Source organism: Bacillus cereus group sp. BfR-BA-01316, from assembly GCF_022664195.1.
Taxonomy (GTDB): domain Bacteria; phylum Bacillota; class Bacilli; order Bacillales; family Bacillaceae_G; genus Bacillus_A.
On record NZ_JAKUGX010000002.1, the window covers coordinates 163,503 to 189,647 of the forward strand.

A 26,145-nucleotide genomic window follows, 5' to 3' on the forward strand; every position below is an offset into this window, starting at 1 on the left:
CTTTCGTAAGTCAACACTTACGAAAAGAACGAAACGTTATCATTTTCATATAACAAACGGCAAGTCTCTCACCTTATATGGTGAGAGACTCCCCTGTTCTTTATAGACTAAAATCTATATTACGCATTTCGTGCAATAATTGCTACCCAATCTTCCATTCGAAGCACTTCTTCAATTGTAAATCCAGCTTTTTCTAATGCTTCAGAAATTACTTTTTCTTTCGCCCCAATAATACCAGATGTAATAAATAATCCACCTGGCTTCACAACTCTCGCTGCATCTTCAGGGAATAGAAGAATAATTTCCGCTAATAAATTTGCAACGATTAAATCAACTGGACCTTCAATACCTTCTAATAGACTATTCTGTCCAACATTGACGATGTCATCTGTTTTATTTAAGCGCACATTCATTTCTGCACTTTCAACTGCAACTGGGTCTAAATCATATGCTTGAACAGAAGCCGCACCTAATTTCGCTGCTGCAATACTAAGTACACCAGAACCTGTTCCTACATCAATTACCGTGTCACCCAGCTGAACCGTTTTTTCTAACGCACGAATACACATCGTTGTTGTTGGATGTGTCCCTGTACCAAACGCCATACCTGGATCTAACTCAATAATTTTTTCATTTGGAGAAGACGGTGTATATTCTTCCCACGTCGGCACAATTGTGAATGTATCAGAAATTTGAACTGGATGATAATACTTCTTCCAAGCAGTAGCCCAATCTTCCTCATCGACTTCATTAATTGTAATATTTCCTGTACCAATTTCGATGTCGAAAGATGGTAGTGCATCAATAGATGATTTTACACCCGCAACCGTTTCGTGTAAAGAATCCGTTTGTGGGAAATATGCTTTCACTAAAACACCTTCACTTGGGTATTCATCAGGGTTAAGTGCATAAATCTCACCGTATTGTTGCTCACGCTCTTTCGTTAACTCCGCCGGGTCCTCAATTGCAACCCCGCTAGCGCCTGCTTCATGCAAAATATGAGAGACAGCTTCTACTGCTTCTTCTGTTGTATGAATACTAATTTCTGACCATTTCACAATTTACCAACTCCATTTTTCATTTCCATTATTCCCCTTTGAAAGCACGTTTAAGCTTTCCGAATAAGCTATCATCTTGATTTTCCTGACCAGCGAACTCACGCAATAATTCTTTTTGATGCGAAGTTAATTTCGTCGGTACAACAACGCGAACTACTACGTATTGATCTCCTTGACCATATCCACGTACGTTCGGAGCACCTTTTCCTTTTAGACGGAATTCCGTTCCTGTTTGTGTTCCTGCCGGAATTTTCAACTTCACTTTTCCATGAACTGTAGGCACTTCTACTTCAGCACCAAGCGCTACTTGTGCGAATGTCAATGGCATTTCACAAATAATATGATCACCATCACGTTCGAAGAATTCATGATTTCTCACATGAACAACTACATATAAATCACCTGCTGGTCCACCATTCACACCTGCTTCACCTTTACCAGAGACGCGAATTTGTTGGCCATTATCAATACCAGCTGGAATTTTCACATTAATTTTTTTGCGTTTACGCACTTTACCAGAACCGTGACATGTCGTACATTTCTCTTTAATCATTTGGCCTGTTCCTGAACAATGGCTACAAGCTTGACGGTTTACAATACGACCAAATGGCGTATTTTGCTCTACACTTATTTGACCTGTTCCTGAACAATGTTTACATGTTTCTTTTGAAGTTCCTGGCTTCGCCCCATTGCCGTGACAAGTATCACATGGATCCTCCACTGGAATCTCAACGTTTAATTCTTTACCAAAAATAGCTTCTTCAAACTCTAAAGTAACTTGATATTGTAAATCAGCACCTTGACGCGGAGCATTCGGATCACGACGTCTGCCGCCGCCACCACCAAAGAATGAACTGAAGATATCTTCAAATCCGAAACCACCGCCGAAGTCGCCTCCACCGAAACCTTGATTCGGACCCGCGTGACCAAATTGATCATACTGCGCGCGTTTTTGATCGTCACTTAATACTTCGTATGCTTCTTGTACTTCTTTAAACTTTTCAATTGCATTTTCTTCTTTACTTACGTCTGGATGGTACTTTTTAGCCAACCGACGATACGCTTTTTTTATTTCATCTTTAGAAGCGCCCTTGCTAAGTCCAAGGACCTCATAATAGTCTCGTTTATTCATAAATTTGCAACCCCCGAATCTTTCACATAAACGTAATTTTAACACCGAAAGAAAGTGCTTTGCAACAAAGTTTCCTCACTTACAGTATGCAAAATAAAAAACTTAAGATCCTCACACATTTCTTCTTATTCGTGAAAAAAGCCAAAGCCAAGGCACGCTTGACTTTGACTTTTTGTCATCTTACTTATTTTATTTCACTGTATTATTTGTCTTCTTTTACTTCTTCAAACTCAGCGTCTACTACATTATCTTTTTTCGCGCCAGCGTCTTGTGCTCCTTGTGCTTGCCCTGCAGCCGCTTGAGCTTGCTCGTATAATTTAACAGTTAATTGTTGTACGATTTCTTGAAGAGCATCTTTTTTCACACGGATTTCTTCAAGTTCGTTTTTCTCGATTGCCGCTTGTAATGCTTCTTTCGCTTCCGTTGCTTTCGCTACTTCAGCTGCATCTACTTTACCTTCTAAATCTTTTACAACTTTGTCTGTTTGGAATACAAGTTGGTCAGCTTCGTTACGAAGTTCAACTTCTTCCTTACGTTTTTGGTCAGCGTCAGCATTTGCTTCAGCTTCTTGTACCATACGATCTACTTCTTCATCAGAAAGACCTGAAGAAGATTGGATTGTAATAGTTTGCTCTTTGCTTGTTCCTAAGTCTTTTGCACGTACGTTAACGATACCGTTCGCATCAATATCGAATGTTACTTCGATTTGTGGAATTCCACGTGGTGCTGGCGGAAGGTCTGTTAATTGGAAACGACCTAATGTTTTGTTGTCAGCTGACATTGGACGCTCACCTTGTAGTACGTGAATGTCTACCGCTGGTTGGTTATCAGCAGCTGTTGAGAATACTTGTGACTTACTTGTTGGAATTGTAGTGTTACGCTCGATTAATTTCGTGAACACACCACCCATAGTTTCGATACCTAAAGAAAGTGGAGTTACGTCTAATAATAGAACGCCCTCTACATCACCAGTAAGTACGCCCCCTTGAACTGCAGCACCTAATGCTACAACTTCATCTGGGTTTACACCTTTGTATGGCTCTTTACCAGTTTCACGTTTAATTGCTTCTTGTACAGCTGGGATACGAGTAGAACCACCAACAAGGATAACTTTATCTAATTCGCTTGGAGAAAAACCAGCGTCTTTTAATGCACGACGAGTTGGCTCTAATGTTCTTTCAACAAGACCAGCTGAAATTTCTTCGAATTTAGCTCTTGTTAACGTTAATTCTAAGTGTAATGGCCCAGCAGCTCCAGCACTAATGAATGGTAATGAAATTTGTGTTTGTGTTACACCAGAAAGATCTTTTTTCGCTTTTTCAGCCGCATCTTTCAGACGTTGAAGTGCCATTTTATCTTGGCTTAAATCAATGTTATTTTCTTTTTTGAATTCAGCTACTAAATGATCGATGATAACTTGGTCAAAGTCATCTCCACCAAGACGATTGTCACCAGCAGTTGAAATAACTTCAAATGTTCCATCTGCTAACTCAAGGATAGATACGTCAAATGTACCGCCACCTAAGTCATATACTAGAATTTTTTGTTCTTCATCTTGTTTTTCTAAACCGTAAGCAAGTGCTGCTGCTGTTGGTTCGTTAATGATACGCTCTACTTCTAAACCAGCAATACGACCAGCATCTTTTGTCGCTTGGCGTTCTGCATCGTTGAAGTATGCTGGTACTGTAATAACAGCTTTCGTCACTGTTTCACCTAAGTACGCTTCAGCAGAAGCTTTTAAGTTTTGTAAAATGATTGCAGAAATTTCTTGAGGTGTAAAATCTTTACCTTCAACTTCTACTTTATAGTCTGTACCCATATGACGTTTAACAGACATGATTGTATTTGGGTTTGTAATTGCTTGACGTTTCGCAACTTCCCCAACTTGACGTTCTTCATTTTTGAAAGCTACAACAGAAGGTGTTGTACGGTTTCCTTCTGGATTTGGGATAACCTTTGGTTCTCCGCCTTCCATAACAGCTACACAAGAGTTTGTTGTACCTAAGTCAATACCGATAATTTTACTCATAGCTAATCCTCCTACATTTATGTAAATTATTGATTTACTTTTACCATTGATGGGCGAATCACACGGTCTTTTAGTTTATAACCTTTTTGGAATTCCTCCACAACCGCGTTTGATTCAAACTCACTGTCTTCTACTTGCATAACAGCTTGGTGCTCATGAGGATCGAACTGTTTACCAACAGCTTCAATCGCTTCAACACCTTCTTTAGTCAGCGCTTCTAACAATTGACGATGCACCATTTCCATACCTTGTAATACGGACTTCATTTGCTCATCCGTTGCTTCCACTTGCATTGCTCTTTCAAAATTATCAAGAGCTGGCAGAATATCTGACACAAGACTTTGTGCTCTATATTTTTCAGCAGCCTGTTTATCCATTTGAACGCGGCGCTTATGATTTTCAAAATCAGCTTGTAGACGTAGTGTGCGACCTTCCGTTTCCGTTAGTTTCGCTTGTAACTCATCTACTTTTTCTTGTAAAAGAGCAGCTTCACTTTTTTCTTCTACAGCTTCTTCACTGTTGTCTGTCGTGACAGCTTCTTCAACTTGCGCTTCTTTCACTTCTTCTACCACTTGTTCGTTACGCTCTTCCACAATTTTCACCTCCTTAAAAGGTATTAGGTATCCCGCTTAGCACGATTACCTAAGCATTATATATTACACACAGCAATGAAATTTCCATCACTTGAGCGAATGTATTACTCTCATTTATTTTTTAAGTCCATCAGTAAATTGCCTTGTAAATAACTGTAACAAACTAATTACACGAGAGTATTGCATTCTCGTTGGACCTAAAATCGCAATTGTTCCAAGTTGCTCTTCTCCAATCGAATACGTTGCAGAAATTAAACTACAATCTTCCATAGCTATCGAAGAATTTTCCCTGCCAATTTTCACTTGAATACCTACTTGTTTATGACGCAAAATATCATAAAACTCAGCTTCGTTATCAATCATCGTCAGCAAGGATCTTACTTTTTGAATGTCATGGAACTCTGGCTGCGAAAGCATATTTGCTTTTCCTCCAAAGTATATCTTTTCCGATAAAGGAACTTGAAATGTACCATCTAACATTTTTATTGCACTATCGTAATTATGAACATACCCACGCAAGACTGTAACAATCTCTTTAAAGATTTTATTATGAAGTTCTGCCATAGGTATACCAGATAGCTTTTCATTTAAAATATTAACCATTTTTTCTAAATCTGATAAATCAACAGATTCCGGAACGGTAATCGTTTTACTTTGCACATGCCCTGTATCTGTTACAATAATAGCGACTGCTGTTTGACGATCAAGCGGTACAATTTGTACATTTTTAAGTCTATTTGTGCTCAATTTCGGACCAAGAACAATGGCCGTATAATTCGTAAGCTCTGATAAAATTTGAGCTGATTGTTGTGCAATTTTCTCTGCTTCAAAAATTCTTTCAGCAAATAAATCTTTAATTTGTACAATTTCATCGGTCGGTAAGTTTTGTGGCGCTAAAAGATGGTCTACATAAAAACGATACCCTTTTTCAGAAGGAACACGCCCAGAAGAACTATGCGTTTTTTCAATAAATCCTAGTTCCTCTAGATCAGCCATTTCATTTCGAATAGTAGCTGAACTAAACGTAATTTCATCTTTCTTAGCCAACGTCCTCGACCCAACTGGTTGCGCTGATCCAATAAAGTCATCAATAATTGTTTGTAAAATTAAGAGCTGACGTTCCGTAAGCATCTCATCATCACCTCTGTTAGCACTCTTTGTCTTCGAGTGCTAAATCTATTAATAACTTACCAAAATTGACATTCAATTGTCAACGGAAACGTCACGAAATAACGAAACTTTTTCACCCTTATGGCACATTTAATTAATCAATCAAAAATGACTGGAATACTTCATTCCCTAATAGTTTCCCTTTCCTCGTTAAATAAACATGTCCATCTCTGTTTTCAAGTAATCCTTGTTCTTGATTACTTTGTAACTGCTTTGCAAAAACATGGTCCATCTCCACATTAAATTTCTTTTGGAATTCTAACTTAGAAACACCTTTTGTTTTTCTAAGCCCTAAAAACAACTCTTCTTCCATTTTTTCTTTCGCAATCACTTCATGGACATCTAAATACGGAAATCCTACTTCGTCAATTTTAGTGAAATATTGCTTAAGCGGACCTACATTTTGAATTCGTTCTCCATTCACATAACTGTGCGCTCCAGCTCCAAATCCATAATACTCTTCATTATTCCAGTATGTGAGGTTATGTCTACTTTCATAGCCACCTTTTGAAAAATTACTAATTTCATACTGGTTATAACCATGTTTCTCCATTTCATCCATTACCATTTCGTACATTTTCGCTTCATGGTCTTCACCTGGAAGTCTTAATTTCCCTTTATTCATTAAGTTATAAAATACGGTTTTTGGTTCCACAATTAAGGAATATGCCGAGAAATGTTGCACACCAAGCGTAAAGGCAATGTCTAATGTTTCCTTTACATCTTCTATTGTCTGTCCTGGCAGAGCATAAATTAAATCTACATTAATATTTGTAAAACCGAATTCCTGCGCTTCTCGAATTGCTAAAAATGCATCTTCTCTCGTATGTTGACGTCCAATCTTCTCAAGTAGCTCATCACGAAACGTTTGTACACCAAAACTAATTCGGTTTACTCCACCTTCTAGCAATAAGTTCAACTTCTCTTTCGGTAAATCACCTGGATTCGCTTCAAATGTTAATTCACAATTCGGCGCAAATGGACGCAAACGACGGTTAATGATGTCGAGTAGTTTTTTTGTTTGCTCCATATTTAAAGCTGTCGGAGTTCCTCCGCCAACAAAAATCGTTTTCATACTTTCAAACGGTACTTTTTGAACCGTATTTATTATTTCTTTCTCTAAATATTGTAAGTATTGATCAACCGGTTGGCGTTCAATAAATACTTTATTAAAATCACAATAGTGACAAATATGCTGACAAAATGGAATATGAATATATGCAGCTTGTACCAAATATAACTCCTACCTTTCTAAAAAGAAAACCTCCGCGCTCCGGAGGATTCTTTACTTTTCTAACGTATCACGAATTTGTTCCATTCGCATTTTTCCCCAATCATACATCATTTCAACGATTGGTAAAAGCGACATACCTAATTCCGTCATATAGTACTCAACTCGCGGAGGGATTTCTGGATATACTGTTCGATCAACAATCCCATCCTCCATCAACTCTTTTAATTGATTCGACAACACTTTATGAGAAATGCTCGGGAATAGTCGCTGCAATTCACTAAAACGATGAGGCCCTCCCACACCGAGGTGCCACAATATCACAACTTTCCACTTCCCACTAATAATAGAAAGCGTCAATTCCTTTTCACAATTAAAATTACCCTTTTGTATTTTCTCTCGAATATCTTTTCGAATATTTTCGGACATTAATAGTCTCCTAACTCTATATCAATCACTAAAAAGCTCTCTCACTATTGTAAATGAGAGATGCTAAGATGTCTAAAAAGTAAGCACTTAGCATATAAAAAAGAAGCCGAACGAACGGCTTCTACTTTTATCCCGATTGGTGTGGGCTAATAATTAGCGGGAGATGGAAAAATCCCCACTAATTATAGTTTCACTTTATTAGTTATCATCCATTTTCAATACAGCCATGAATGCTTCTTGCGGCACTTCTACAGAACCAACAGACTTCATACGTTTTTTACCTTCTTTTTGCTTATCAAGAAGTTTACGCTTACGAGAAATGTCACCACCGTAACATTTTGCAAGTACGTTTTTACGCATCGCCTTAATGGTAGAACGAGATACAACTTTATTTCCGATAGTCGCCTGAATTGGCACTTCAAACTGTTGTCTTGGAATTAATTTTTTTAATTTCTCTACAATTACTTTACCACGGTCATACGCTGAATCACGATGTACAATAAATGATAAAGCATCCACTTGTTCATTATTTAAAAGAATATCCATTTTCACAAGTTTAGACGGTTTGTAGCCGATTAACTCATAGTCAAATGATGCATATCCCTTTGTATTTGATTTCAATTGATCGAAGAAATCATATACGATTTCTGATAACGGGATTTCATATGTCAATGTAACACGTGTTTCATCCAAATATTGCATATCAATAAACGTTCCACGTTTACCTTGGCAAATTTCCATTACAGCCCCAACATAGTCATTTGGAACCATAATCGCAGCCTTAACAAACGGCTCTTCTACACGATCGATAGACTGTGGATCTGGCATATTAGATGGATTATCGACAATAATATCTTCACCGCTCGTTAAATAAACTTTATAAATAACACTTGGCGCTGTTGTAATTAAGTCAATCTTGAATTCACGTTCAATACGTTCTTGAATAATTTCCATGTGAAGCAGTCCTAAGAAACCACAACGGAAACCAAAACCTAAAGCTTGTGATGTTTCAGGCTCAAATTCAAGAGCAGAATCATTCAATTCTAGTTTTTCTAACGCATCACGTAAGTCGTTATAACGTGCAGAATCGATTGGATATAAACCACAGAATACCATTGGGTTTAATTTACGATACCCTTTTAACGGCTCTGCAGCCGGACGCTTCGCATGTGTAATCGTATCACCAACACGCGTATCTCCTACGTTTTTAATAGATGCTGCTAAGAAACCTACATCACCTACTGTTAACTCGTCACGTTGCGTTGTTTTCGGTGTAAACACACCTACTTCTGTTACTTCAAATTCTTTTCCAGTTGCCATCATACGTACTTTATCGCCAACTTTTACCGTTCCATTTACAACACGGATATATGCAATTACACCGCGGTACGGATCATATAAAGAATCGAAGATCATACATTGTAACGGCCCTTCTGAATCACCTGTTGGAGCTGGTACCTTTTCAACGATTTGTTCTAAAATATCTTCAATGCCAATGCCAGCTTTCGCTGAAGCAAGTACAGCTTCCGATGCATCTAAACCAATTACATCTTCTACCTCTTGACGTACGCGTTCTGGGTCCGCACTTGGTAAGTCGATTTTATTAATAACTGGTAAGATTTCTAAATTATTATCAAGCGCTAAATATACGTTCGCTAATGTTTGCGCCTCAATCCCTTGCGCTGCATCCACAACAAGAATTGCACCTTCACAAGCCGCTAAACTACGAGATACTTCGTACGTAAAGTCGACGTGTCCTGGTGTATCGATTAAGTGAAGAATATACTCTTCACCGTCTTTTGCTTTATACGTTAATTGTACTGCATTTAATTTAATTGTAATACCGCGCTCACGCTCTAACTCCATAGAGTCAAGCAATTGAGCTTTCATTTCGCGCTGTGCCAACGCGTTTGTTCTCTCCAAAATACGGTCTGCCAACGTTGATTTCCCGTGGTCAATGTGAGCAATGATGGAGAAGTTACGAATTTTAGACTGTCTTTTTGCTCTTTCTTCTTTATTCATCTATGTTCTCAACTCCTAATAGTCTCGCCAATATACACTAGCACTGATTATATCAATAGAGCAGCAAAGATTCAATGAAAACTCGTGCTACTTACAAGACAAATCACTCTATCTATATCTTATGCGAACAAACCATAAGAGACAAACCTTTTTCAAATTAAAGAACAGCTCTCTTACAAACCAATAAGACAACTGCTCTTCCCGCTATCCTTAACTAAAAATTTCTTTTATTTTCCCAACAACTATATCCGCTCCAAATTTTGTCATATCACGAGCAACACTTGCTATCGCCATACCGATACCTTCTACAACATTAAAACTTCTTAAACTTTCTAATTGTTTTTGTTTTTCAATAGCAGAAAACGTCTCTCCCGAAATTTCTGATTCAACCCCAGCGCCTTCTGTCCCTGTCATATGAGCAATTTGTTCATATGACAGCTGACGATACCCCTTCATACTTTTCAGACCATGATTAGCGAGTCCCACTCCAGCTATCATCATAAGCACACATAAGATTGTACCGCATATACATAACAGCGTAAATCGACTCAAACTATTTCTGCCTCTTTCCATCAATGTGTATATGCCCCTGTATTATCTTGATCAATCTGATGATGCAACGCTGCATTTAAACCACTTGCTATTACATTTGCCATATCCTCAATAAACGCATCTACTTCTTTTGGGGTTACCATTAAATTATGACCAAGAGGAGATAACACTTCATAAATCAACTTTCTCTTTTCTTCTTCTTCTAACGTACCAATAGCCCCTAAAAACATATTTCGACTCTTTTCATCCGGCATATCTTCTTCTGTTAATTTTTTCTTTTCTCCAAATGTAAAACCTGCTGGTAATAAAGAGCGTGATGGTTTGTTTCCCTCTTTCAGTTCCCGTCCAAAATGTTTCAAAATAAAATCAATTGTATCACTCGTAATCGAAACGGCATCTACCACAGTTGGAACACCAATTGCGATAACAGGAATACCTAATGTTTCTTTACTTAGTTCCTTACGCTTATTCCCAACACCAGATCCTGGATGAATTCCTGTATCAGAAATTTGTATCGTACTATTTACTCGTTCAATAGAACGCGCAGCTAATGCATCAATTGCGATGACAAAGTCTGGTTTTGTTTTTTCAATAATTCCGTAAATGACATCGCTCGTTTCGATTCCTGTAATTCCCATTACCCCCGGACGAATTGCACTAACAGGTCTAAATCCTTCTTCCACACTTTCAGGCTGCAGTTTAAACAAATGTCTCGTCACCAACACATTTTCTACAACTATCGGCCCGAGTGCATCCGGCGTTACATTCCAATTCCCAAGACCTACGATTAAACAACTCGCTTCTTTTGAAACTCCAACCTCTTCTAAGAAATAAGAAAACTCTTTTGCAAAAACACGCTCTACTTTTTGCTGAAGTTCCGTATCTTGTTGTCGTATACCTTGCACCTCAAGAGTTAAATAATTCCCAGGTTTTTTCCCCATCGACTCAGATGCAATTTCATCAATAGTTACTTTTGTAATTGTAATCCCCTCTTCTTCCCTCTCTTTTACAATAACTCCCTGTATCCCTTTTTGTTCTTCTTGGCGCTCTTGCAGCATTTGGTGCGCCTCTACAGCAAGGTCAGTTCTAACACTATATTTACTTAAATCTAATGGTTCTTTCATCGTATCTCCTCCGTAATTCATAGTAAATATCGTTAGATTTCCCCAAGTTATATTAGGTCATTCTTTCCTTTACGTGAAATTTCATTGATATACTATTGCAATTCTCTTCACCGTTTGATAAAATATCACTTGTTCTATGTAAGAATCGAGTCATTCGATTGCACCAGGGAGGTGAAAAGTATGGCAAACATCAAATCTGCTATCAAACGCGCTAAACTTAGCGAAGAGCGTCGTTCACATAACGCTTCTATCAAGTCTGACATGCGTACTGCTGTTAAAACTGTAGAAGCTTTAGTTACTAATAACGATCTTGAAAATGCTAAAGAAGCTTTCAAAACTGCTTCTAAAAAACTTGACAAAGCAGCTCGTAAAGGTCTTATCCACCAAAACGCTGCAGCTCGTCAAAAATCTCGCTTAGCGAAACAAGTAAACGCGTAAGGCGTTTAAAAAACGATCCATTCGGATCGTTTTTTATATACACAAAAAAGTTCACGTAATAAATACGTGAACTTTTTTGTATCACTACATATGATTTAACCGCATTAAGAAAAACTCAAGCACAAGTTTCTTATCCATCTTCCCAGTCTTCATACTATAATCAGCTTCCGCTAATTCTATAATAACTTTTTTTAATTCTTCAAAAGAGAAAAATTTCGTTTGATTCATCGCCAACTTTACCCGGTACGGGTGCACACCAATATGTGACGCGATTTGATTTTGTCCGTAACCACGCTGTTGTAATTCTTTCACTTGATGGAGCAAGCGGAACTGACTTACTAATAACGCGAGCAGTTTAATTGGTTCTTCCTGCTGTGTAAATAATCCGTCTAAAATTTGCATCGCACCAGCGATATCTTTTTTCACCACTTTTTCTGTTAAGGCAAACACATTTTGCTCAACAGATTTCGGCACAAGTTCCGTGACAAGTTTTGGCGTAATTTCTCCGCCCATACCGACGTATAACGTTAACTTGTCCATTTCCTTCGCCAACATTGTTACATTACTTCCCACAAGCTCTAACAACAAACTAACAGCTGCATTATCAATATGCACATGCACCTCATCCGCACGAGAAACAATCCACTTCTGAACATCCTGCACTTGCATCGCATTTGCTTCTATTACATCCGCTGTTTTCTTTAATAGTTTTGTAATTTTTTTTCGTTCGTCTAATTTTTCATAAGGCGCAACAAAAACAAGAATAGAAAAAGGAGATGGCTCCCCAATATATTCTTCTAAAATTTTTATATTTTGTTCTAATTTTTCTTTTTGTGCCGTTAAAAATAATGGTGATTTTATTAATATAACTTTACGCTCTCCAAAAAAAGGAAGCGTATGCGCATCCTCAACTACATCTTCTAAATACGCTTCTTCCAAATCGTATGTCACAACATTAAACTCTCGATCTTCCTCTTCAAGCGCTTCCGTTGTAATAAGTTTTATCGTTTCATTTATAAAATAGGCTTCCGTTCCATACAGTACATACAACGGAGCAAACTGTTTCTTTTTAATCTTCTTATGTATATCACTCATATTTTTTCCTACTCCCTAACTTGGCAATATATATTTATACTAATGCCCTAGCTTTTGTTTTACAAGTACAAAGGGACGGGCTTTATAACCCGCCCCTTTATTTATATAAAACGCCACGCAATAAGCCCCGGATTTCTTATTGGTGTGCGGTAATCACCTTCCCTTTATTATTTACAATAATAATCTTAGTATAAGTGCCAACTGTTAACATGATTGGAAATGAAAAATTCACGCTACTTAACTAACTAGAAAAAGTGTACAAATACTCTATTTCGCTTCTTATGGAAATTGTAGATTTTTTTCTGACAATATTTTATACTAAAGTGGAATGTTGGGGAGGGATTCTAAATGAATGATTTTGAACAAAACGTTCAAAGTAAACGCAATGACGCTATTGATTCAGGGGTAGGATTTATCGTCTCATTTGGTTTTTTCGCAACACTTTTCATTATTGCAACTGTTATTAAATTCATCGGTTCTTAAAGGCTGCTGCTTAATGGCAGTCTTCTTTTTTTCATCTTCTATGTGTTTCATCATATGTGATTTTACTTTGAAGGGTTCCTTTTTCTCCATTAAAAACATAGGAAATAGCACCTTGTTTATCCGTACGCCATATATCAATACCCATCTTCTTAAAACGCTCTATAACTTCCTTATGCGGGTGCCCATACCTATTACGCTCCCCAACAGAAATAATCGCTACACTAGGCTGTACAAGGCTTAAAAAAGGATCTGTAGACGATGTTTTACTCCCATGGTGGGCAACTTTTAAAATATCCGCCCGCAAATCAGGATATGTCGATACTATAAACTTCTCTCCTTCTTCTTCTAAATCACCCGTAAATAGCCATGTTAGCCCTCCTAGTCTGGCCCATATTACAATCGAAGAGTCATTTTCTCCCTTTTCTTTCCCCCTTGGAGCTAATACGAAAAATTCCGCTTCATTTACCCTCCAACCTTCCCCTTCTACTCTTATCTTCATGCTCTTTTCTAACGCCTTTTTCTTCACCGCTTTTTCCAATACAGCATCTTGTTCCTTTCTCCCAAATACAACTTCTTTTACAATAATAGATGACAGCAAATCCAGCGCAGCACCTATATGATCCGCATCTCCATGCGTTACAATTAATTTATCAATCGTTTTTATACCTTCTTTTTGTAAAAAAGGAACAAGAATATCATGCCCAACAGAAAATTCATGCTTTTTCTGTCGCCACGCTTCCTTCTTGACATGAAGGGCTCCACCTGTATCAATAAGATAAACCTCTTTATCGTACGGGAGACGAATTAATATTGCATCTCCCTGTCCAACATCAAGAAATGTAACACTCCCACTTTCGCGAAAATATGGATATACATAATGACAAGTACTAATAAAAAGAAACACAACCACGACTATGCACAAATTTTTTTTCGTTATTACTCTTTCCCACATCACAAATATACTAACGATACTAAAACAATATATAGCCACAAGAAATAAAGGAGTTTGGCCAAAAGTAAGTCGGATGAAAGGGAAACTTTCACAGTAACTTAGAAAATCATTAGAAATGGTTAAACATAATGAAAGCACATATGCAATTCCTTTTGCGAACAATGGAATAATCGGCATACATATAAGAATAATAATGCTACACGGCAATACAATAATGGATAGAAAAGGAACATATATAAGATTGAGGAAAATACTATAAGGAGAAAAATAACCAAAATGATATAACAAGATGGGGGTACTAGCGAGCTGTGAAATTATAGAAATATAAATAGAATTTCGAACTACTCCATTACTACGCCCTAATAATATCGGCGCAGATAGTAGTAAAGCAAAACTACCTACAAATGAGAATTGAAATCCAATATTGAAAATAAGATACGGATCGTATATAAGCATACATATAGCCGTTATACTTAAGGCGTCTAGACTAGATAAGCGAACAGAGCACATGAAAGCTACCAACAATAAAACTCCTGTTATAGAAGCCCTCACAACAGATGGCGACGCCCCAGCTATGATCATATACAGAGGAATACAAACTATAAGGCATACTGTTGCTGTCTCTTTCGTCACACCACTTCTTAGTAAAACAAAATACATTATAACCATTAATAATACGATATGCGATCCTGAAATCGCTAACAAATGTATAAGACCAAATTGTTGATATTGTTCTTCTACTTCAAACGTCATTTGTTGTCGATCTCCAAATAATAATGCGTTCATAAATGCACCTGATTGTTCTGGAAACATTTCTGTAACTTTCGAGATTGTTTGTTGCCTGAGCAGAAAAATCCATTGCACGAGTGACAACGATGTTTTTTGACATTCAGAAATGTATGTCACATCAAATATAAAATGTATTTTTTGCTGATATAAATAATTACGATAATCAAAAACATGAAAATTCCGGGCAGTTTGTGGTTCTTTCACCTCCCCTTTAAATGTACATGATATACCTGCATGTAATTGTTGCAATCGCTTCTTTTCCGAAGCAGATTGCATTTTATAATTTAACTGCACTAAGTTTTTATTCTGATCTTCAATTTGAAAAGAGAGACGATCCCCATTAATTAGAGGTGTATTTTGCACGACCCCTCGTGTAACTTCGTAGGACTCCCCTAGCGGCTTATTTCGACTCTGAACATACGTGGTGTACATAGCGCCACTAAAACACGCTATTATACAAAAAATGAAGGTTTTACGCGAAGTACGATATAAACAAAATAAAACATAACAAACGAAACAACAAGCAGTCAACAAATGCAATGCGGAAAAGGTAATTGCAATCCCCATTATAAACGAGATTGCAACATAGCCCCATTGTCCATTCAACTCATACTCACTCCTTATAGCATCATTTTCGCTTTAGTGAATACACGCTGTAATTCTTCCATTGATAAATTATCTTTTTCTAAAGATGCGAATAGTTCCTTTAGCTGCAAATGACGCTCTTGTTCCTCTAGCGATGTAATATCATATTCTAGCGGAACGTGCTTCACTGTTACACTCGCTTGTTCAAATAACTCTACGGCATACGGATGATTTTTATAATCCTGTGCATAATAAACTGCTGTAACACCACTTTGAATAATCGCCTTACAGCACTGCAAACAAGGAAAATGTGTGACATAAATTTCCGCTTCCTCTGTTTTTGCACCAAACTTCGCACATTGCAATAAAGCATTCATTTCCGCATGAATTGTACGAACGCAATGATTATCAATGACATAGCAACCATCGTCTATGCAATGTACACCACCTTTAATTGAGCCGTTATATCCACCAGCAATAATTCGTTTATCACGAACGATTGTCGCTCCTACCGCAAGCCTTGTACATGTACTACGTAAAGATAGTAGATGGCTTTGCGTCATAAAATATTGATCCCATGAAATTCGTTCCATATTTTTCACCTTCTTTTTTGTCTACTTGTAGTGTAGCGAAAAAAGAAAAACTTCGTCAATCTTTTACGGAATAATAATTTGATCTTTTATTTTCTCTAAAGACTTCGCACCAATCCCATCAATCTCCAATAAATCATCTATTTTCTGAAACGGGCCGTGTTCTTCTCGATATTTCAAAATACTTTCCGCTTTCCGAGAACCAATGCCTGTTATTTTTTCAAGTTGCTCTTTAGAAGCTGTATTTATTTGCACTTTACCCTCGCTTTTTGAAAAAGTCGTCCCTTCTTGCACTAGCTCATTCTTGTTAGGAACATAAAGAAGCATTTGGTCTTGGACCATTTGCGCCAAATTCACTTTCTTCATATCTGCATCCGGCAACAAACCACCAGCTTTTTCAACCGCCTCCTTCACCCGGTCCCCTTCCTTCATTTCATACACACCCTCTTTAAAAACCGCCCCTTTCACATCAATTATAATTATTTTTTTCTGTTCCTTTGTATCCAATATTTTCGGTTTACTTTTTTTCTCCACATCTTTCGCTTGAACTTCCGTTGTAATGAGCGTTTGCTCTGTATGCTGATTCATTTTCCAGAAAAAAAGAAAAATCAAAGTGCCAATAATAACCACTAATCCCAACCATTTTTTTTGAAAATCCCACATCATTTTACACCTCTAATCATAAATTTATAACATCATTCATATTGTTTAGGAGAAAGCTGTTACGAAGGAGGGATGAAACATTGAACATAGGAATTATAGGGACAGGGAACATGGGGAATATACTAATCGATGCATTTTTAGAAACCCGTGCTGTCAAACCTTCGTGCCTTACTATTATTAATCGGACGCCTGCCAAAGCATATCATATAAAAGAAAAATACCCTTCTATTCATATAGCCAAAACAACCCAAGAGGTAATCGAACAATCGCAGCTTATTTTTATTTGCGTAAAACCGATAGATATATATCCTATCCTACAAAAATACGCTGAACATTTTTCTGATGAAAAGTGCTTAGTTTCTATCACAAGTCCAATATCTCCAGCACAATTAGAAACACTCGTACCTTGCCATGTCGCACGTATCATTCCAAGCATCACCAACCGAGCCTTATCAGGCGCATCACTATTTACCTTTGGAAATAACTGCTCTGAAGAATGGCAGCAACAACTACTTCGTCTATTCAAAAACATTTCTACTCCCCTTGTTATAGAAGAAGATATAACGCGCGTTTCATCTGATATAGCAAGCTGTGGCCCTGCTTTTTTTAGTTATTTATTACAATGTTTCATTAACGCCGCTGTAGATAAAACAAATATTACACATGAAGAAGCCACTACTTTAGTAAGTGAAATGGTCATTGGGATGGGGAAATTACTCGAAAAAGAGATTTTCACATTACCTACTTTACAAGAAAAGGTATGCGTCAAAGGCGGTGTTACAGGAGAAGGTATTCGTATTTTAGAAGAGCATGTTGGGGATATGTTTCATAAATTAATTGAACGGACACATGAGAAATTTGATGAAGATTTAAAGTGCGTTGAGCAGCAATTCAATAAACACACATAATAAATACGCCATCCGAATTCCAAATCCTTTTTATTAATACCTATCTTTTTCATGCTACATTTTCACTAAAACTAGCATTTTTACACTTTACACATATCACCTTTTTATTTTTCTAGAACTAAAACTACATCTTTTCTATAAAAAAAAAGCAACCTTATCGGTTGCTTTTTTTATCCATTCTTCTTCGCCATAAAAAAGATGCGCTCTGTTTGTTCTGTCACTTCAATTCGTTCAAAGTCACCTGTGACGCGAAGTACTGTAAACCCAGCTTCTTCAAGCCATTTTGTTAACACTTCAACCGAATACGCACGCTGCACGTGACATTCGTCAAAACGATGATACACATCTTCTTCTGAATCTTGTACAAAGAATGTCAAATCATGTTCCACACTATCTGATTCTTCTCCAGGGAAGCAGTTCCAAATAAGTGATATTTCTTCGCCGTTCACTGTATATGTTTCATTTTGAAATACGTGATGTATTTTATATAAAGAGTGTACATCGAATAAAAACAAGCCATCCTGACGTAAATGGTGGAAAACTCTTCTAAATGTTTCTTGCACTCCATCTTCTTGCAATACATAATTTAATGAGTCACAAAAGATTGTCACACAATCAAATTCACCAGGAACATCGAGCTCTCTCATGTCTTGTTGGTAAAAAGGAATAAAATAACCTTCTCCCCCCAATTTTTGCTGTGCGACAGTTAACATTTCTTCCGAAAGATCTACACCAATTAAATCATAACCTTTTCGCACAAGCGGAAGTGTTACGTTACCAGTTCCACATGCTACGTCAAGAATTTTTGCCTCTTTCATAGATGCCTGTTGTAAACTTTCCTCTGTGAATTCCACCCATTTATCATAAGGGACATCATTCATCAGTTCGTCATACAGCAAAGCAAATTGTTCGTATTTCATTGATCTAGCTCATCTGCAATATCTTCACGCGGCACATCGCCCCATAGACGCTCTAAATTATAGTGATTACGCTCATCTTTATGGAATACATGAGCAACCACATCACCAAGGTCTACTAAAACCCAACGCGCTTCATCAAAGCCTTCCATACGTTGTACGTTAATTTCGAACTCATGTGCCTTCGCTTTAATTTCACGTGCAATTGCTTGTACTTGCTTGTCTGAATTTCCGTGACAAATAATAAAATAGTCTGCAATCGGTGAAATACCTTGCATATTTAGTACAACCATATCTTCTGCTCTCTTATCATCAGCTGCTTTTGCCGCTAATACTAATAACTCTTTATCTTTCATTTATTAATTTCCTCCTTGATAACTGCATTGTATGTTTGAAATGTTAATGGATAAATCGTTTGATCTTTTTCCATTAAAAATTGAATTGTTCGCTTTAAAGCAAACAGTAAAGCTTGATTTATATCTTTATATGCGAGTTTCCTCGCTTCTTCCACACCAGGAAACTTACGTCCTGGTTCAATGTAATCTGCTACATAAATAACTTTATCTAACATTGTCATTTTTTCATGACCACTTGTATGATATGTAATAGCTTGTAGAATTTCAGGATCAGTAATGCCTACTTCTTTTTCTACTAAGTATGCCCCAACAGGTGCATGCCATAACTCTTTGTTATAGTGCAGTAGATCCTTCGGCAAAGCTTCTCTCTTAATAATCTCTTCCATTTCTGGAATCGCTCTACATTTTGCATAATCGTGAAATATAGCAGCCATCTCTGCCTTTTTCTCATCTACACCATATAACCGAGCAAGTTCAATCGCTGTTTCCATTACACCAATCGTGTGTATATAACGTTTTTCATGCATTTGTTGTTTGACAATACTAAGTGCTTCCTCACGATTCATACAACCCATTCCTCTCGATATATACCTGTACTTTTTCAGGGAGTAAATATTTGCACGTTTTCTTCGTCATATATCTCTCCCGTAACAGAGAAGAAGAAACTGCAAACTCCGGAATCTCCACTTTTACGATATCATAAGGCGTATGTAATGTATAACCTCGTCTTGCAACTCCAACGAAAGTCACAAGCTTAAGTAACTTTTCAATGTTATACCACTTCGGCAAGTACTCAACCATGTCTCCGCCAATAATAAAGTGAAACTGCACATCCGGATACTTCTCCGTTAATTGTACCATAGTGTCGTACGTATAAGATGGGCCTTCTCTGTCTAGCTCTTCTAAACAAATTGAAAAGTATGCTTCTTCCTCAGTCGCTATTTGCAGCATGTTTAATCGACTTTTCACACTCGTAATGTTACGTCCTTGCTTGTGCGGCGGAATCTGATTCGGCAAAAACCATACCTCTTCCAACCCTAAAGCATGATACACTTCATTTGCAATTAACAAATGCCCATTATGAGGTGGATCAAACGTGCCACCAATAATGCCAATTTTTCTCAAAAGAAACGCCCCTTCCTTTTACATACAGCAACTCTCCCCATAAATATTCGAAGAGAGCCTACTGTTAATAAAAGTTCAATTGATTTCACTCTCTATCTATCAAGCGTCAATTATGGAAATAATTTACGTAATTTTTTATCCTGCTATTTGCCAACACCTCAAAAGTCACTGACAATAACTAGGTTAGATGGGAAATTAACTGCACACAAAAGCCCAATTGGTGAAGGCTAAAAAACACAAATTAAAGTTTCAATTTATCGTGGAAGTTTAATCTGCTTATTTTCTCTTGATTCTTTGTATAAAACAATTGTGCTTCCGATTACTTGAACGATTTCAGCTCGTGCACCTTGTGCAAGCTCTTCTGCAACTTCACGACGATCAAATTCACAGTTTTGTAATACGCTCACTTTAAATAGTTCACGAACTTCTAATGCTTCTCCAATTTGTTTCACCATATTTTCATTCACGCCACCTTTTCCAACTTGAAAAATCGGTGTTAAATGATGTGCCTTTGCACGTAAAAATCTTTTTTGTTTTCCTGTTAACATATAATTAGCCTCCAAGCTCTCTCATTACTAATTGTTTCATTCTATCAATATTCGGCACACACCCTGTCCACATTTCAAATGCAAGTGCACCTTGATAAACGAACATATCGATTCCATTTTGAATTATTGCACCTTGTTCTTTCGCATCGCCTAAAATTTTCGTCTCAAATGGATTATAAATAATATCAGAAACAATCGTTCCTTGTTTCAATGAACGAATTTCCAGCGGCGTATACTCAACACGTGGATGCATACCTATCGTTGTTGTTTGGATGATGATATCATATTCCCCTTGATTTTCTGCTGCACATTCTAACGATAGAGCATGCGAATTAACATTTGCCATGCACCCAGCGATAAGATTTTCCGCCTTATCTCTCGTACGATTAGCAATATCAATTTCTTTCACACCTACATCTGCAAGCGAGAAGTAAATAGCTCGACTAGCACCACCTGCACCGATTAATAAAATACGTTTCTCTTGAAGTGGATCTTCACTAATTGACTGCAGGGCACGAACAAAACCAATTCCATCTGTATTATACCCAATCAATTTTCCATCTCGATGAACTACTGTATTTACCGCACCGATTTGCCTTGCTAGCGGGGCAACCTCATCCAAGTACTCCATAATTGCAACTTTATGCGGAGTCGTTACATTAAATCCTGAAATACCTAATGCTTTCAAACCTTTTACTGCTTCCCCTAGCGCTTCTTCTTCTACAAGAAACGCATGATAATGGGCATCCATATTCAAGTGTTCAAATGCATCGTTATGCATAACGGGTGATAATGAATGTCCAATTGGATTTCCGATTACACCATATAATTGTTTCATAAATCCCTCTCCATATTAAATTAAAGATTTACGTAATGAAACACTTACTCCTTTTGGTACATGAGCAACAATTTTCGCTCCTGATTCATTTACAGTAACCCAGCCCAATCCAGAGAATACAACGTCCGTTTTCGGCTCACGAATATTAAATTCATATTTCACAAACTCAGGCATATTTTCTAATTCTTCTGGTGTCGGTGGATTCAATAATTCCCCAGCGTGTTTTTCGTACAATTCATCAGCCTTTTCAAGCTTTGTACGATGGATTGTTAAACGGTTTGAGAAATGACAAGTGAATGCACGACGGCCCCCACTTACATAATCAAATCGTGCTAATCCACCAAAGAATAATGTTTGTTCTTCGTTTAATTGGAATACCATCGGCTTAACCTCTGTAGTCGGTGTAATAAGCTTTAAGCTTTGTTTCCCAACATAATGCGCCATTTGATGATGATTAATAATACCTGGTGTATCGTATAAAGATGATGTTTCATCTAATGGAATATCAATTAAATCAAGTGTTGTTCCTGGGAAATGTGATGTTGTAATTACATTCTCAGTCTCATCACTAAATTCTTTAATCATACGATTAATAAATGTTGATTTACCAACATTCGTACATCCAACAACATAAACATCTTTACCTTCGCGGTAATGCTCAATTGCATCAGCAAGTTCAGCGATTCCTTGTCCTTTAGCTGCACTAATTAAAAAGACATCTTCTGGTTTTAAACCAAGTTGCTTTGCACTGTAGCGCATCCAATGTTTTACTTTATCATGCTTAACTGACTTTGGAATTAAGTCAGCTTTATTCCCAACAAGTAATACTTTATTATTCCCTACAAAACGATGTAAGCCCGGTAACCAGCTACCATTGAAATCGAAAATATCTACGATTTTGACCACTAATGCTTCCGATTGTCCAATTCCGTTTAAAATATGAAGGAAATCATCGTCTGTCAAAGATACATCTTGAATTTCGTTATAATGTTTCAAACGAAAACAACGTTGACAAATTACTTGTTCCTTCTCTAAAGATGATGCAGGAGCGTATCCTATTTCATTTTTATTTTCTGTTTGAATTTCTACACCGCAACCAATACATTTAATTATTTCAATCAAACTTTATTCCTCCCAATTAATTAAGCCTTTTTTCTTCATGTTTCTCATAATTCTTCGTTCAATTTTCCGATTAAAGCGTGTCACCAATCCGTCCGTTTGCGCTACCGGTACAACTAAAATTGTATGAAGTCCCACACGATTCCCGCCGAGCACATCCGTTAGTAACTGATCTCCAATTACTACAACTTCATCTGGCTGTAAATGCATCTCGTGTATCGCACGCTTAAATGCGCGAACAAACGGTTTGCGCGCACTATGAATAAACGGAATACCTAATGGGTCAGCGAAGTCTTTAACGCGTTGCTCGTTATTATTTGAAACGACCGTTACTTGAATATCATTTTCTTTCATTTTCAAAAACCACTCTTCAAGTTGTGGTGTTGCGTTTGGACGATCCCATTCAATTAAAGTGTTATCTAAATCAGTAATAACTCCTTTAATTCCACGTTTTTTCAAATCTTCTGGTTGAACATGATATACATTTTTCACATATTCATTTGGTAAAAATAACTTCAATTTCTTTCACCTCTTTGAGGATTTTCCATAAAATTTTTCGACAACATTTTTCGATAGATAACCTGTGGATAAACTTGTACACACTTTCCACATTAATTTTTCAGCCAATTCTGATTTTACTAACATTCTATGCACATTTTATCCACTGAGGTATGTGGATAACCTCTTGTTTGTGACTGTCATATTTTTTTGGTACATTAAATGCAACAACGAATCAATCCTTATATTATTAGGAGGTGACTCACCTTGAAAACAAAACATATGGAACAGTTATCTACTGATTTACTCACTGAGTCTTATTATAAAGCAAAAGAACTAAAATTAAATCCCGACTTCATTTTACTTATAAAACAAGAAATTATTAGACGCTCGTTAGAGGACAAGCTCGTCAAATCTTCTTGAGTACATATAGATTGCTGATTGACCTGTAAAAAGAGCCATCCTGCGATGGCTCTCGAATAAACAAGTACTCCCATCTAGGGGATTTCTTCATTAAGCATCTTTGTCCACATTTCTTAATTAGAGCTTCATAAGTATATTATAAAATCTTTTCTTTACTTATGAGATACTCGGGTTGCAATTTTTTCACCAAGACGCAGCTCTTGCCCACTTGTCAATTCCTGCACTACTTCAATCATATCTTTTTCAAATAATAAAACAACTGTTGAGCCAAATGTAAAGTATGCCATCTCTTCACCTTTTTGAACAGTACTTCTTTCATGAAGGAGCTCGATACTATTAACAAACATAGCACCTACTTTTACAAGCGCCATATGTTCGCCTTCACTATTTACTTCTGTAACAGAGCGATAATTTTTTGACAATGGTTCTTTCCCATACTCCATACCCGCTGCATTTACCGGATATGATTTTCTGCCGAGTACAAATCTTTCAGTCACAGAGCCAGAGAGCGGGCTATGAATACGATGATAATGACTTGGACTCAAATAAATTACCATATATGTACCGCCTGCATATCGCTTTGCACGCTCTTCATTACCTAGCATATCCACAATTGAATAACGCTTTCCTTTTATATTGAATGTTTTTGTATCCTCAATAGGACCTTGATCAGCAAAAACACCATCAACAGGACTAACGATACTCGATGCATCAGTATCAATACTACGCTTTCCTTCTTTTAGCCTACGTGTAAATAAATCATGCAATGTTCGATATTCCTTCAAACCCTTTTCCATCTCATCTTGATTAATTTGAAAAACTTTCGCATACGATGGAATAATGATAGAGCTCAAACGAGATTGTGCAAATTTACGTAATATATAAGAAGTAAAACGACCATTTGTAAGTTCGATCATAAGTCGATATAATGTCCGTCGCAAATTACGAAACCTCCTAATCAGCCTATAACTTTAGTTTCCCCTTCTTTTCTCTCTATATCATATGTAAAATTGGTTCTTATTCCCACATATAGAATGGAGCCGTCTCGTTATACACGACGAAAAACTAAGTATAATTTTTATTCTTAAATTGTTTAGCACCTTCTAATATTACAGATAGAACCCGCCATTTTCAACAGTGAACATGTATTTCTTCTTAGAACAGCTCGTTTTCTTTCCGTTTTCCCGAAAGAAAAGCAGCCACTTTTAAAGTGTAACTGCCTACAATATACATTATTCTTTTGCTTTTTTCTCTTTCTCAGCCCGCACAAATTCGTGGAACATTTTCATTAAAGCACGCTTTTCAATTCGCGATACGTAGCTTCTTGAAATACCGAGTGCCTTCGCAATCTCCCTCTGTGTTTTCTCTTTATCAAGCCCAAGTCCAAAACGCTTCACAATTACTTCTTTCTCTCGTTCGTCTAAAATATCGATATACTCTTTAATTTTTTCTAACTCCATACTAAGCTGAATCATATCAATTACATCTTCAGATTCTGATTTTAATATATCAATAAGCGATATTTCATTACCCTCTTTATCTTGCCCGATCGGATCATGAAGTGAAACGTCTTTTTTCGTTTTCTTCAGCACACGTAAATGCATCAAAATTTCATTTTCGATACAGCGTGCTGCATATGTTGCAAGCTTAGTTCCTTTCCCTGCTGAATAGCTTTCAATCGCTTTAATAAGCCCAATGGTACCAATTGAAATTAAATCTTCTGCATCTTCACCAGTGTTTTCGAATTTCTTAACAATATGAGCTACAAGCCGTAAATTATGTTCAATTAAAAGATTTCTCGCTTGAGCATCACCTTGCTCCATTAACTCTAAGTACTTTCTCTCATCATCTGATGATAACGGCTGCGGGAACGCATTGTTCTTCACATAAGAAACAAATACAAACACTTCTCGAACCATATATCCAATTGCGGCGAATAGACTCAAACCCTTCACCTCCGCCAAAATAGTGGTCTTTACTATGTGTATGTGGGCATGAGGTTGTTTGTGTCTGTACGATATCATTCCAACATGTTTTTAAGCATAATATTTGTCGCACAAAGCTTCGATACGTATACTTAAACAAAAAATAGTAGAATGGAATATGAAACATTTCATTACCCTCTTGTTCATAAGTAGCTTGTAAGAGATGAACTCCTTGTACGCTCTTGCAAGCTGCTTGTACTACAAGGAGGGATTACAAATATGAAATTTGAAAGAACACGTGCTTATACAAGACACCAACGTCAGCGTACAATGCGCCGAAAGATGAATATTGCAAAACACGCATGGGGATATACTCCTGAAATTGTCGTTTTTTTTGCAAAAGGAAAAGTTCACTGTTCTTGCGGCATGTGTACAACAAAGTGGAGAACAGAAGGACCACCTGCTAGTGTACAGAAGTGGTTATACAAAATTGATACATGCGAAGAATAATCGTTCTTTCTAAAAAAGGTCTTCTCTCGAAGACCTTTTTCCC

The 26,145-nt window shown here is 37.1% G+C and carries 29 protein-coding genes; 5 read left to right on the top strand and 24 right to left on the bottom strand.

Annotation, left to right across the window (positions count from 1 at the left end):
* Positions 1-119: 119 nt before the first annotated feature.
* From prmA to gpr, 10 genes are all read right to left on the bottom strand, one after another.
* The gene (prmA, locus tag MR071_RS02555) at positions 120-1,058 is read right to left on the bottom strand and encodes a 50S ribosomal protein L11 methyltransferase (protein WP_105584464.1); all 939 of its coding nucleotides are present in this window, start codon (positions 1,056-1,058) and stop codon (positions 120-122) included.
* 28 nt (positions 1,059-1,086) lie between these two features.
* Positions 1,087-2,190, bottom strand: a complete 1,104-nt coding sequence (dnaJ, locus tag MR071_RS02560; protein ID WP_242234773.1) for a chaperone protein DnaJ — start codon at positions 2,188-2,190, stop codon at positions 1,087-1,089.
* Between the two features lie 202 nt (positions 2,191-2,392).
* Positions 2,393-4,219: a chaperone protein DnaK gene (gene dnaK / locus MR071_RS02565; protein ID WP_242234776.1), complete on the bottom strand. Its 1,827-nt coding sequence runs from the start codon at positions 4,217-4,219 to the stop codon at positions 2,393-2,395.
* A gap of 26 nt (positions 4,220-4,245) precedes the next feature.
* Positions 4,246-4,812, bottom strand: coding sequence for a nucleotide exchange factor GrpE (grpE, locus tag MR071_RS02570; RefSeq protein ID WP_105584461.1), 567 nt, complete (start codon positions 4,810-4,812; stop codon positions 4,246-4,248).
* A gap of 114 nt (positions 4,813-4,926) precedes the next feature.
* Positions 4,927-5,943, bottom strand: coding sequence for a heat-inducible transcriptional repressor HrcA (hrcA, locus tag MR071_RS02575; protein WP_105584460.1), 1,017 nt, complete (start codon positions 5,941-5,943; stop codon positions 4,927-4,929).
* A gap of 133 nt (positions 5,944-6,076) precedes the next feature.
* Positions 6,077-7,216, bottom strand: coding sequence for a radical SAM family heme chaperone HemW (gene hemW / locus MR071_RS02580; protein ID WP_242234778.1), 1,140 nt, complete (start codon positions 7,214-7,216; stop codon positions 6,077-6,079).
* A 51-nt stretch (positions 7,217-7,267) separates the two neighbouring features.
* The gene (locus MR071_RS02585; protein ID WP_242234779.1) at positions 7,268-7,642 is read right to left on the bottom strand and encodes a winged helix-turn-helix transcriptional regulator; all 375 of its coding nucleotides are present in this window, start codon (positions 7,640-7,642) and stop codon (positions 7,268-7,270) included.
* Positions 7,643-7,840: 198 nt separating this feature from the next.
* On the bottom strand, positions 7,841-9,664 hold the full coding sequence (lepA, locus tag MR071_RS02590) for an elongation factor 4 (RefSeq protein ID WP_105584457.1): 1,824 nt from the start codon (positions 9,662-9,664) through the stop codon (positions 7,841-7,843).
* A gap of 210 nt (positions 9,665-9,874) precedes the next feature.
* Entirely contained in the window at positions 9,875-10,237 is a 363-nt protein-coding gene (locus MR071_RS02595) for a DUF3679 domain-containing protein (protein WP_242234781.1), read from the bottom strand.
* On the bottom strand, positions 10,237-11,340 hold the full coding sequence (gene gpr / locus MR071_RS02600; RefSeq protein ID WP_105584456.1) for a GPR endopeptidase: 1,104 nt from the start codon (positions 11,338-11,340) through the stop codon (positions 10,237-10,239). The genes MR071_RS02595 and gpr overlap by 1 nt, the downstream gene beginning before the upstream one ends.
* Before the next feature lie 180 nt (positions 11,341-11,520).
* On the opposite strand from gpr, the gene rpsT reads away from it, so the two are divergent.
* Entirely contained in the window at positions 11,521-11,778 is a 258-nt protein-coding gene (rpsT, locus tag MR071_RS02605) for a 30S ribosomal protein S20 (RefSeq protein WP_002122607.1), read from the top strand.
* A gap of 84 nt (positions 11,779-11,862) precedes the next feature.
* Here rpsT and holA read toward each other — a convergent pair whose 3' ends face one another.
* Entirely contained in the window at positions 11,863-12,873 is a 1,011-nt protein-coding gene (gene holA / locus MR071_RS02610; protein ID WP_002034073.1) for a DNA polymerase III subunit delta, read from the bottom strand.
* A 348-nt stretch (positions 12,874-13,221) separates the two neighbouring features.
* Between holA and MR071_RS02615 the strand changes: the two genes are divergently transcribed.
* Positions 13,222-13,356, top strand: coding sequence for a YqzM family protein (locus tag MR071_RS02615; RefSeq protein ID WP_000997609.1), 135 nt, complete (start codon positions 13,222-13,224; stop codon positions 13,354-13,356).
* Positions 13,357-13,387: 31 nt separating this feature from the next.
* Here the strand turns inward: MR071_RS02615 and MR071_RS02620 are convergent, their stop codons facing one another.
* The 3 genes from MR071_RS02620 to MR071_RS02630 all read right to left on the bottom strand — a co-directional run bounded on the left by MR071_RS02620 (position 13,388) and on the right by MR071_RS02630 (position 16,938).
* Positions 13,388-15,703, bottom strand: coding sequence for a DNA internalization-related competence protein ComEC/Rec2 (locus MR071_RS02620; protein WP_242234782.1), 2,316 nt, complete (start codon positions 15,701-15,703; stop codon positions 13,388-13,390).
* Between the two features lie 14 nt (positions 15,704-15,717).
* Positions 15,718-16,275, bottom strand: coding sequence for a ComE operon protein 2 (locus MR071_RS02625; RefSeq protein WP_105584454.1), 558 nt, complete (start codon positions 16,273-16,275; stop codon positions 15,718-15,720).
* Between the two features lie 63 nt (positions 16,276-16,338).
* Positions 16,339-16,938: a helix-hairpin-helix domain-containing protein gene (locus tag MR071_RS02630; protein ID WP_105584453.1), complete on the bottom strand. Its 600-nt coding sequence runs from the start codon at positions 16,936-16,938 to the stop codon at positions 16,339-16,341.
* A 77-nt stretch (positions 16,939-17,015) separates the two neighbouring features.
* On the opposite strand from MR071_RS02630, the gene comER reads away from it, so the two are divergent.
* The gene (gene comER / locus MR071_RS02635) at positions 17,016-17,843 is read left to right on the top strand and encodes a late competence protein ComER (RefSeq protein ID WP_242234784.1); all 828 of its coding nucleotides are present in this window, start codon (positions 17,016-17,018) and stop codon (positions 17,841-17,843) included.
* 170 nt (positions 17,844-18,013) lie between these two features.
* Here the strand turns inward: comER and MR071_RS02640 are convergent, their stop codons facing one another.
* From MR071_RS02640 to MR071_RS02675, 8 genes are all read right to left on the bottom strand, one after another.
* Positions 18,014-18,763, bottom strand: coding sequence for a class I SAM-dependent DNA methyltransferase (locus MR071_RS02640; protein WP_002111917.1), 750 nt, complete (start codon positions 18,761-18,763; stop codon positions 18,014-18,016).
* Positions 18,760-19,116 (bottom strand): ribosome silencing factor, encoded by a 357-nt coding sequence (gene rsfS / locus MR071_RS02645; RefSeq protein ID WP_000653209.1) that lies wholly within the window; start codon positions 19,114-19,116, stop codon positions 18,760-18,762. The genes MR071_RS02640 and rsfS overlap by 4 nt, the downstream gene beginning before the upstream one ends.
* Positions 19,113-19,682 (bottom strand): bis(5'-nucleosyl)-tetraphosphatase (symmetrical) YqeK, encoded by a 570-nt coding sequence (gene yqeK, locus MR071_RS02650; RefSeq protein ID WP_242234786.1) that lies wholly within the window; start codon positions 19,680-19,682, stop codon positions 19,113-19,115. Before yqeK ends, rsfS begins: the two co-directional genes overlap by 4 nt.
* Positions 19,672-20,241 carry a nicotinate-nucleotide adenylyltransferase gene (locus tag MR071_RS02655; protein WP_242234788.1) on the bottom strand — a complete coding sequence of 190 codons (570 nt, stop codon included), beginning with the start codon at positions 20,239-20,241 and terminating at the stop codon, positions 19,672-19,674. Before MR071_RS02655 ends, yqeK begins: the two co-directional genes overlap by 11 nt.
* Positions 20,242-20,495: 254 nt before the next feature.
* A complete protein-coding gene (gene yhbY, locus MR071_RS02660; protein ID WP_000955223.1) occupies positions 20,496-20,789 on the bottom strand; it encodes a ribosome assembly RNA-binding protein YhbY in 294 nt (97 codons plus the stop codon).
* Positions 20,790-20,793: 4 nt separating this feature from the next.
* Entirely contained in the window at positions 20,794-21,627 is an 834-nt protein-coding gene (gene aroE / locus MR071_RS02665; RefSeq protein WP_105584450.1) for a shikimate dehydrogenase, read from the bottom strand.
* 15 nt (positions 21,628-21,642) lie between these two features.
* Positions 21,643-22,749, bottom strand: a complete 1,107-nt coding sequence (yqeH, locus tag MR071_RS02670; protein ID WP_242234790.1) for a ribosome biogenesis GTPase YqeH — start codon at positions 22,747-22,749, stop codon at positions 21,643-21,645.
* A 3-nt stretch (positions 22,750-22,752) separates the two neighbouring features.
* A complete protein-coding gene (locus MR071_RS02675) occupies positions 22,753-23,265 on the bottom strand; it encodes a YqeG family HAD IIIA-type phosphatase (RefSeq protein ID WP_002145684.1) in 513 nt (170 codons plus the stop codon).
* Between the two features lie 246 nt (positions 23,266-23,511).
* Here MR071_RS02675 and sda point away from each other — a divergent pair, with 246 nt between their 5' ends.
* A complete protein-coding gene (gene sda, locus MR071_RS02680; RefSeq protein ID WP_002015226.1) occupies positions 23,512-23,667 on the top strand; it encodes a sporulation histidine kinase inhibitor Sda in 156 nt (51 codons plus the stop codon).
* A 152-nt stretch (positions 23,668-23,819) separates the two neighbouring features.
* Here the strand turns inward: sda and MR071_RS02685 are convergent, their stop codons facing one another.
* Together MR071_RS02685 and sigK are read right to left on the bottom strand one after the other, a co-directional pair.
* Positions 23,820-24,608, bottom strand: coding sequence for a phosphatidylserine decarboxylase (locus MR071_RS02685; protein ID WP_242234793.1), 789 nt, complete (start codon positions 24,606-24,608; stop codon positions 23,820-23,822).
* A gap of 291 nt (positions 24,609-24,899) precedes the next feature.
* Entirely contained in the window at positions 24,900-25,613 is a 714-nt protein-coding gene (gene sigK, locus MR071_RS02690) for an RNA polymerase sporulation sigma factor SigK (protein WP_000051382.1), read from the bottom strand.
* Positions 25,614-25,871: 258 nt separating this feature from the next.
* Between sigK and MR071_RS02695 the strand changes: the two genes are divergently transcribed.
* Positions 25,872-26,102 (top strand): hypothetical protein, encoded by a 231-nt coding sequence (locus tag MR071_RS02695; protein ID WP_105584447.1) that lies wholly within the window; start codon positions 25,872-25,874, stop codon positions 26,100-26,102.
* Positions 26,103-26,145 lie beyond the last annotated feature (43 nt).

Excerpts from the sequence above, each read along its gene's own strand:
- yhbY (WP_000955223.1), bottom strand. The coding sequence starts at position 20,789 with ATGTTAACAGGAAAACAAAAAAGATTTTTACGTGCAAAGGCACATCAT.
- hrcA (WP_105584460.1), bottom strand. The coding sequence starts at position 5,943 with ATGCTTACGGAACGTCAGCTCTTAATTTTACAAACAATTATTGATGAC.
- dnaK (WP_242234776.1), bottom strand. The coding sequence starts at position 4,219 with ATGAGTAAAATTATCGGTATTGACTTAGGTACAACAAACTCTTGTGTA.
- MR071_RS02585 (WP_242234779.1), bottom strand. The coding sequence starts at position 7,642 with ATGTCCGAAAATATTCGAAAAGATATTCGAGAGAAAATACAAAAGGGT.
- MR071_RS02615 (WP_000997609.1), top strand. The coding sequence starts at position 13,222 with ATGAATGATTTTGAACAAAACGTTCAAAGTAAACGCAATGACGCTATT.
- dnaJ (WP_242234773.1), bottom strand. The coding sequence starts at position 2,190 with ATGAATAAACGAGACTATTATGAGGTCCTTGGACTTAGCAAGGGCGCT.
- MR071_RS02630 (WP_105584453.1), bottom strand. The coding sequence starts at position 16,938 with ATGATGTGGGATTTTCAAAAAAAATGGTTGGGATTAGTGGTTATTATT.
- aroE (WP_105584450.1), bottom strand. The coding sequence starts at position 21,627 with ATGAAACAATTATATGGTGTAATCGGAAATCCAATTGGACATTCATTA.
- gpr (WP_105584456.1), bottom strand. The coding sequence starts at position 11,340 with ATGAAAGAACCATTAGATTTAAGTAAATATAGTGTTAGAACTGACCTT.
- lepA (WP_105584457.1), bottom strand. The coding sequence starts at position 9,664 with ATGAATAAAGAAGAAAGAGCAAAAAGACAGTCTAAAATTCGTAACTTC.
- holA (WP_002034073.1), bottom strand. The coding sequence starts at position 12,873 with ATGAGTGATATACATAAGAAGATTAAAAAGAAACAGTTTGCTCCGTTG.
- MR071_RS02695 (WP_105584447.1), top strand. The coding sequence starts at position 25,872 with ATGAAATTTGAAAGAACACGTGCTTATACAAGACACCAACGTCAGCGT.
- MR071_RS02595 (WP_242234781.1), bottom strand. The coding sequence starts at position 10,237 with ATGGAAAGAGGCAGAAATAGTTTGAGTCGATTTACGCTGTTATGTATA.
- yqeK (WP_242234786.1), bottom strand. The coding sequence starts at position 19,682 with ATGAATCGTGAGGAAGCACTTAGTATTGTCAAACAACAAATGCATGAA.
- MR071_RS02625 (WP_105584454.1), bottom strand. The coding sequence starts at position 16,275 with ATGGAACGAATTTCATGGGATCAATATTTTATGACGCAAAGCCATCTA.
- rpsT (WP_002122607.1), top strand. The coding sequence starts at position 11,521 with ATGGCAAACATCAAATCTGCTATCAAACGCGCTAAACTTAGCGAAGAG.
- MR071_RS02640 (WP_002111917.1), bottom strand. The coding sequence starts at position 18,763 with ATGAAATACGAACAATTTGCTTTGCTGTATGACGAACTGATGAATGAT.
- rsfS (WP_000653209.1), bottom strand. The coding sequence starts at position 19,116 with ATGAAAGATAAAGAGTTATTAGTATTAGCGGCAAAAGCAGCTGATGAT.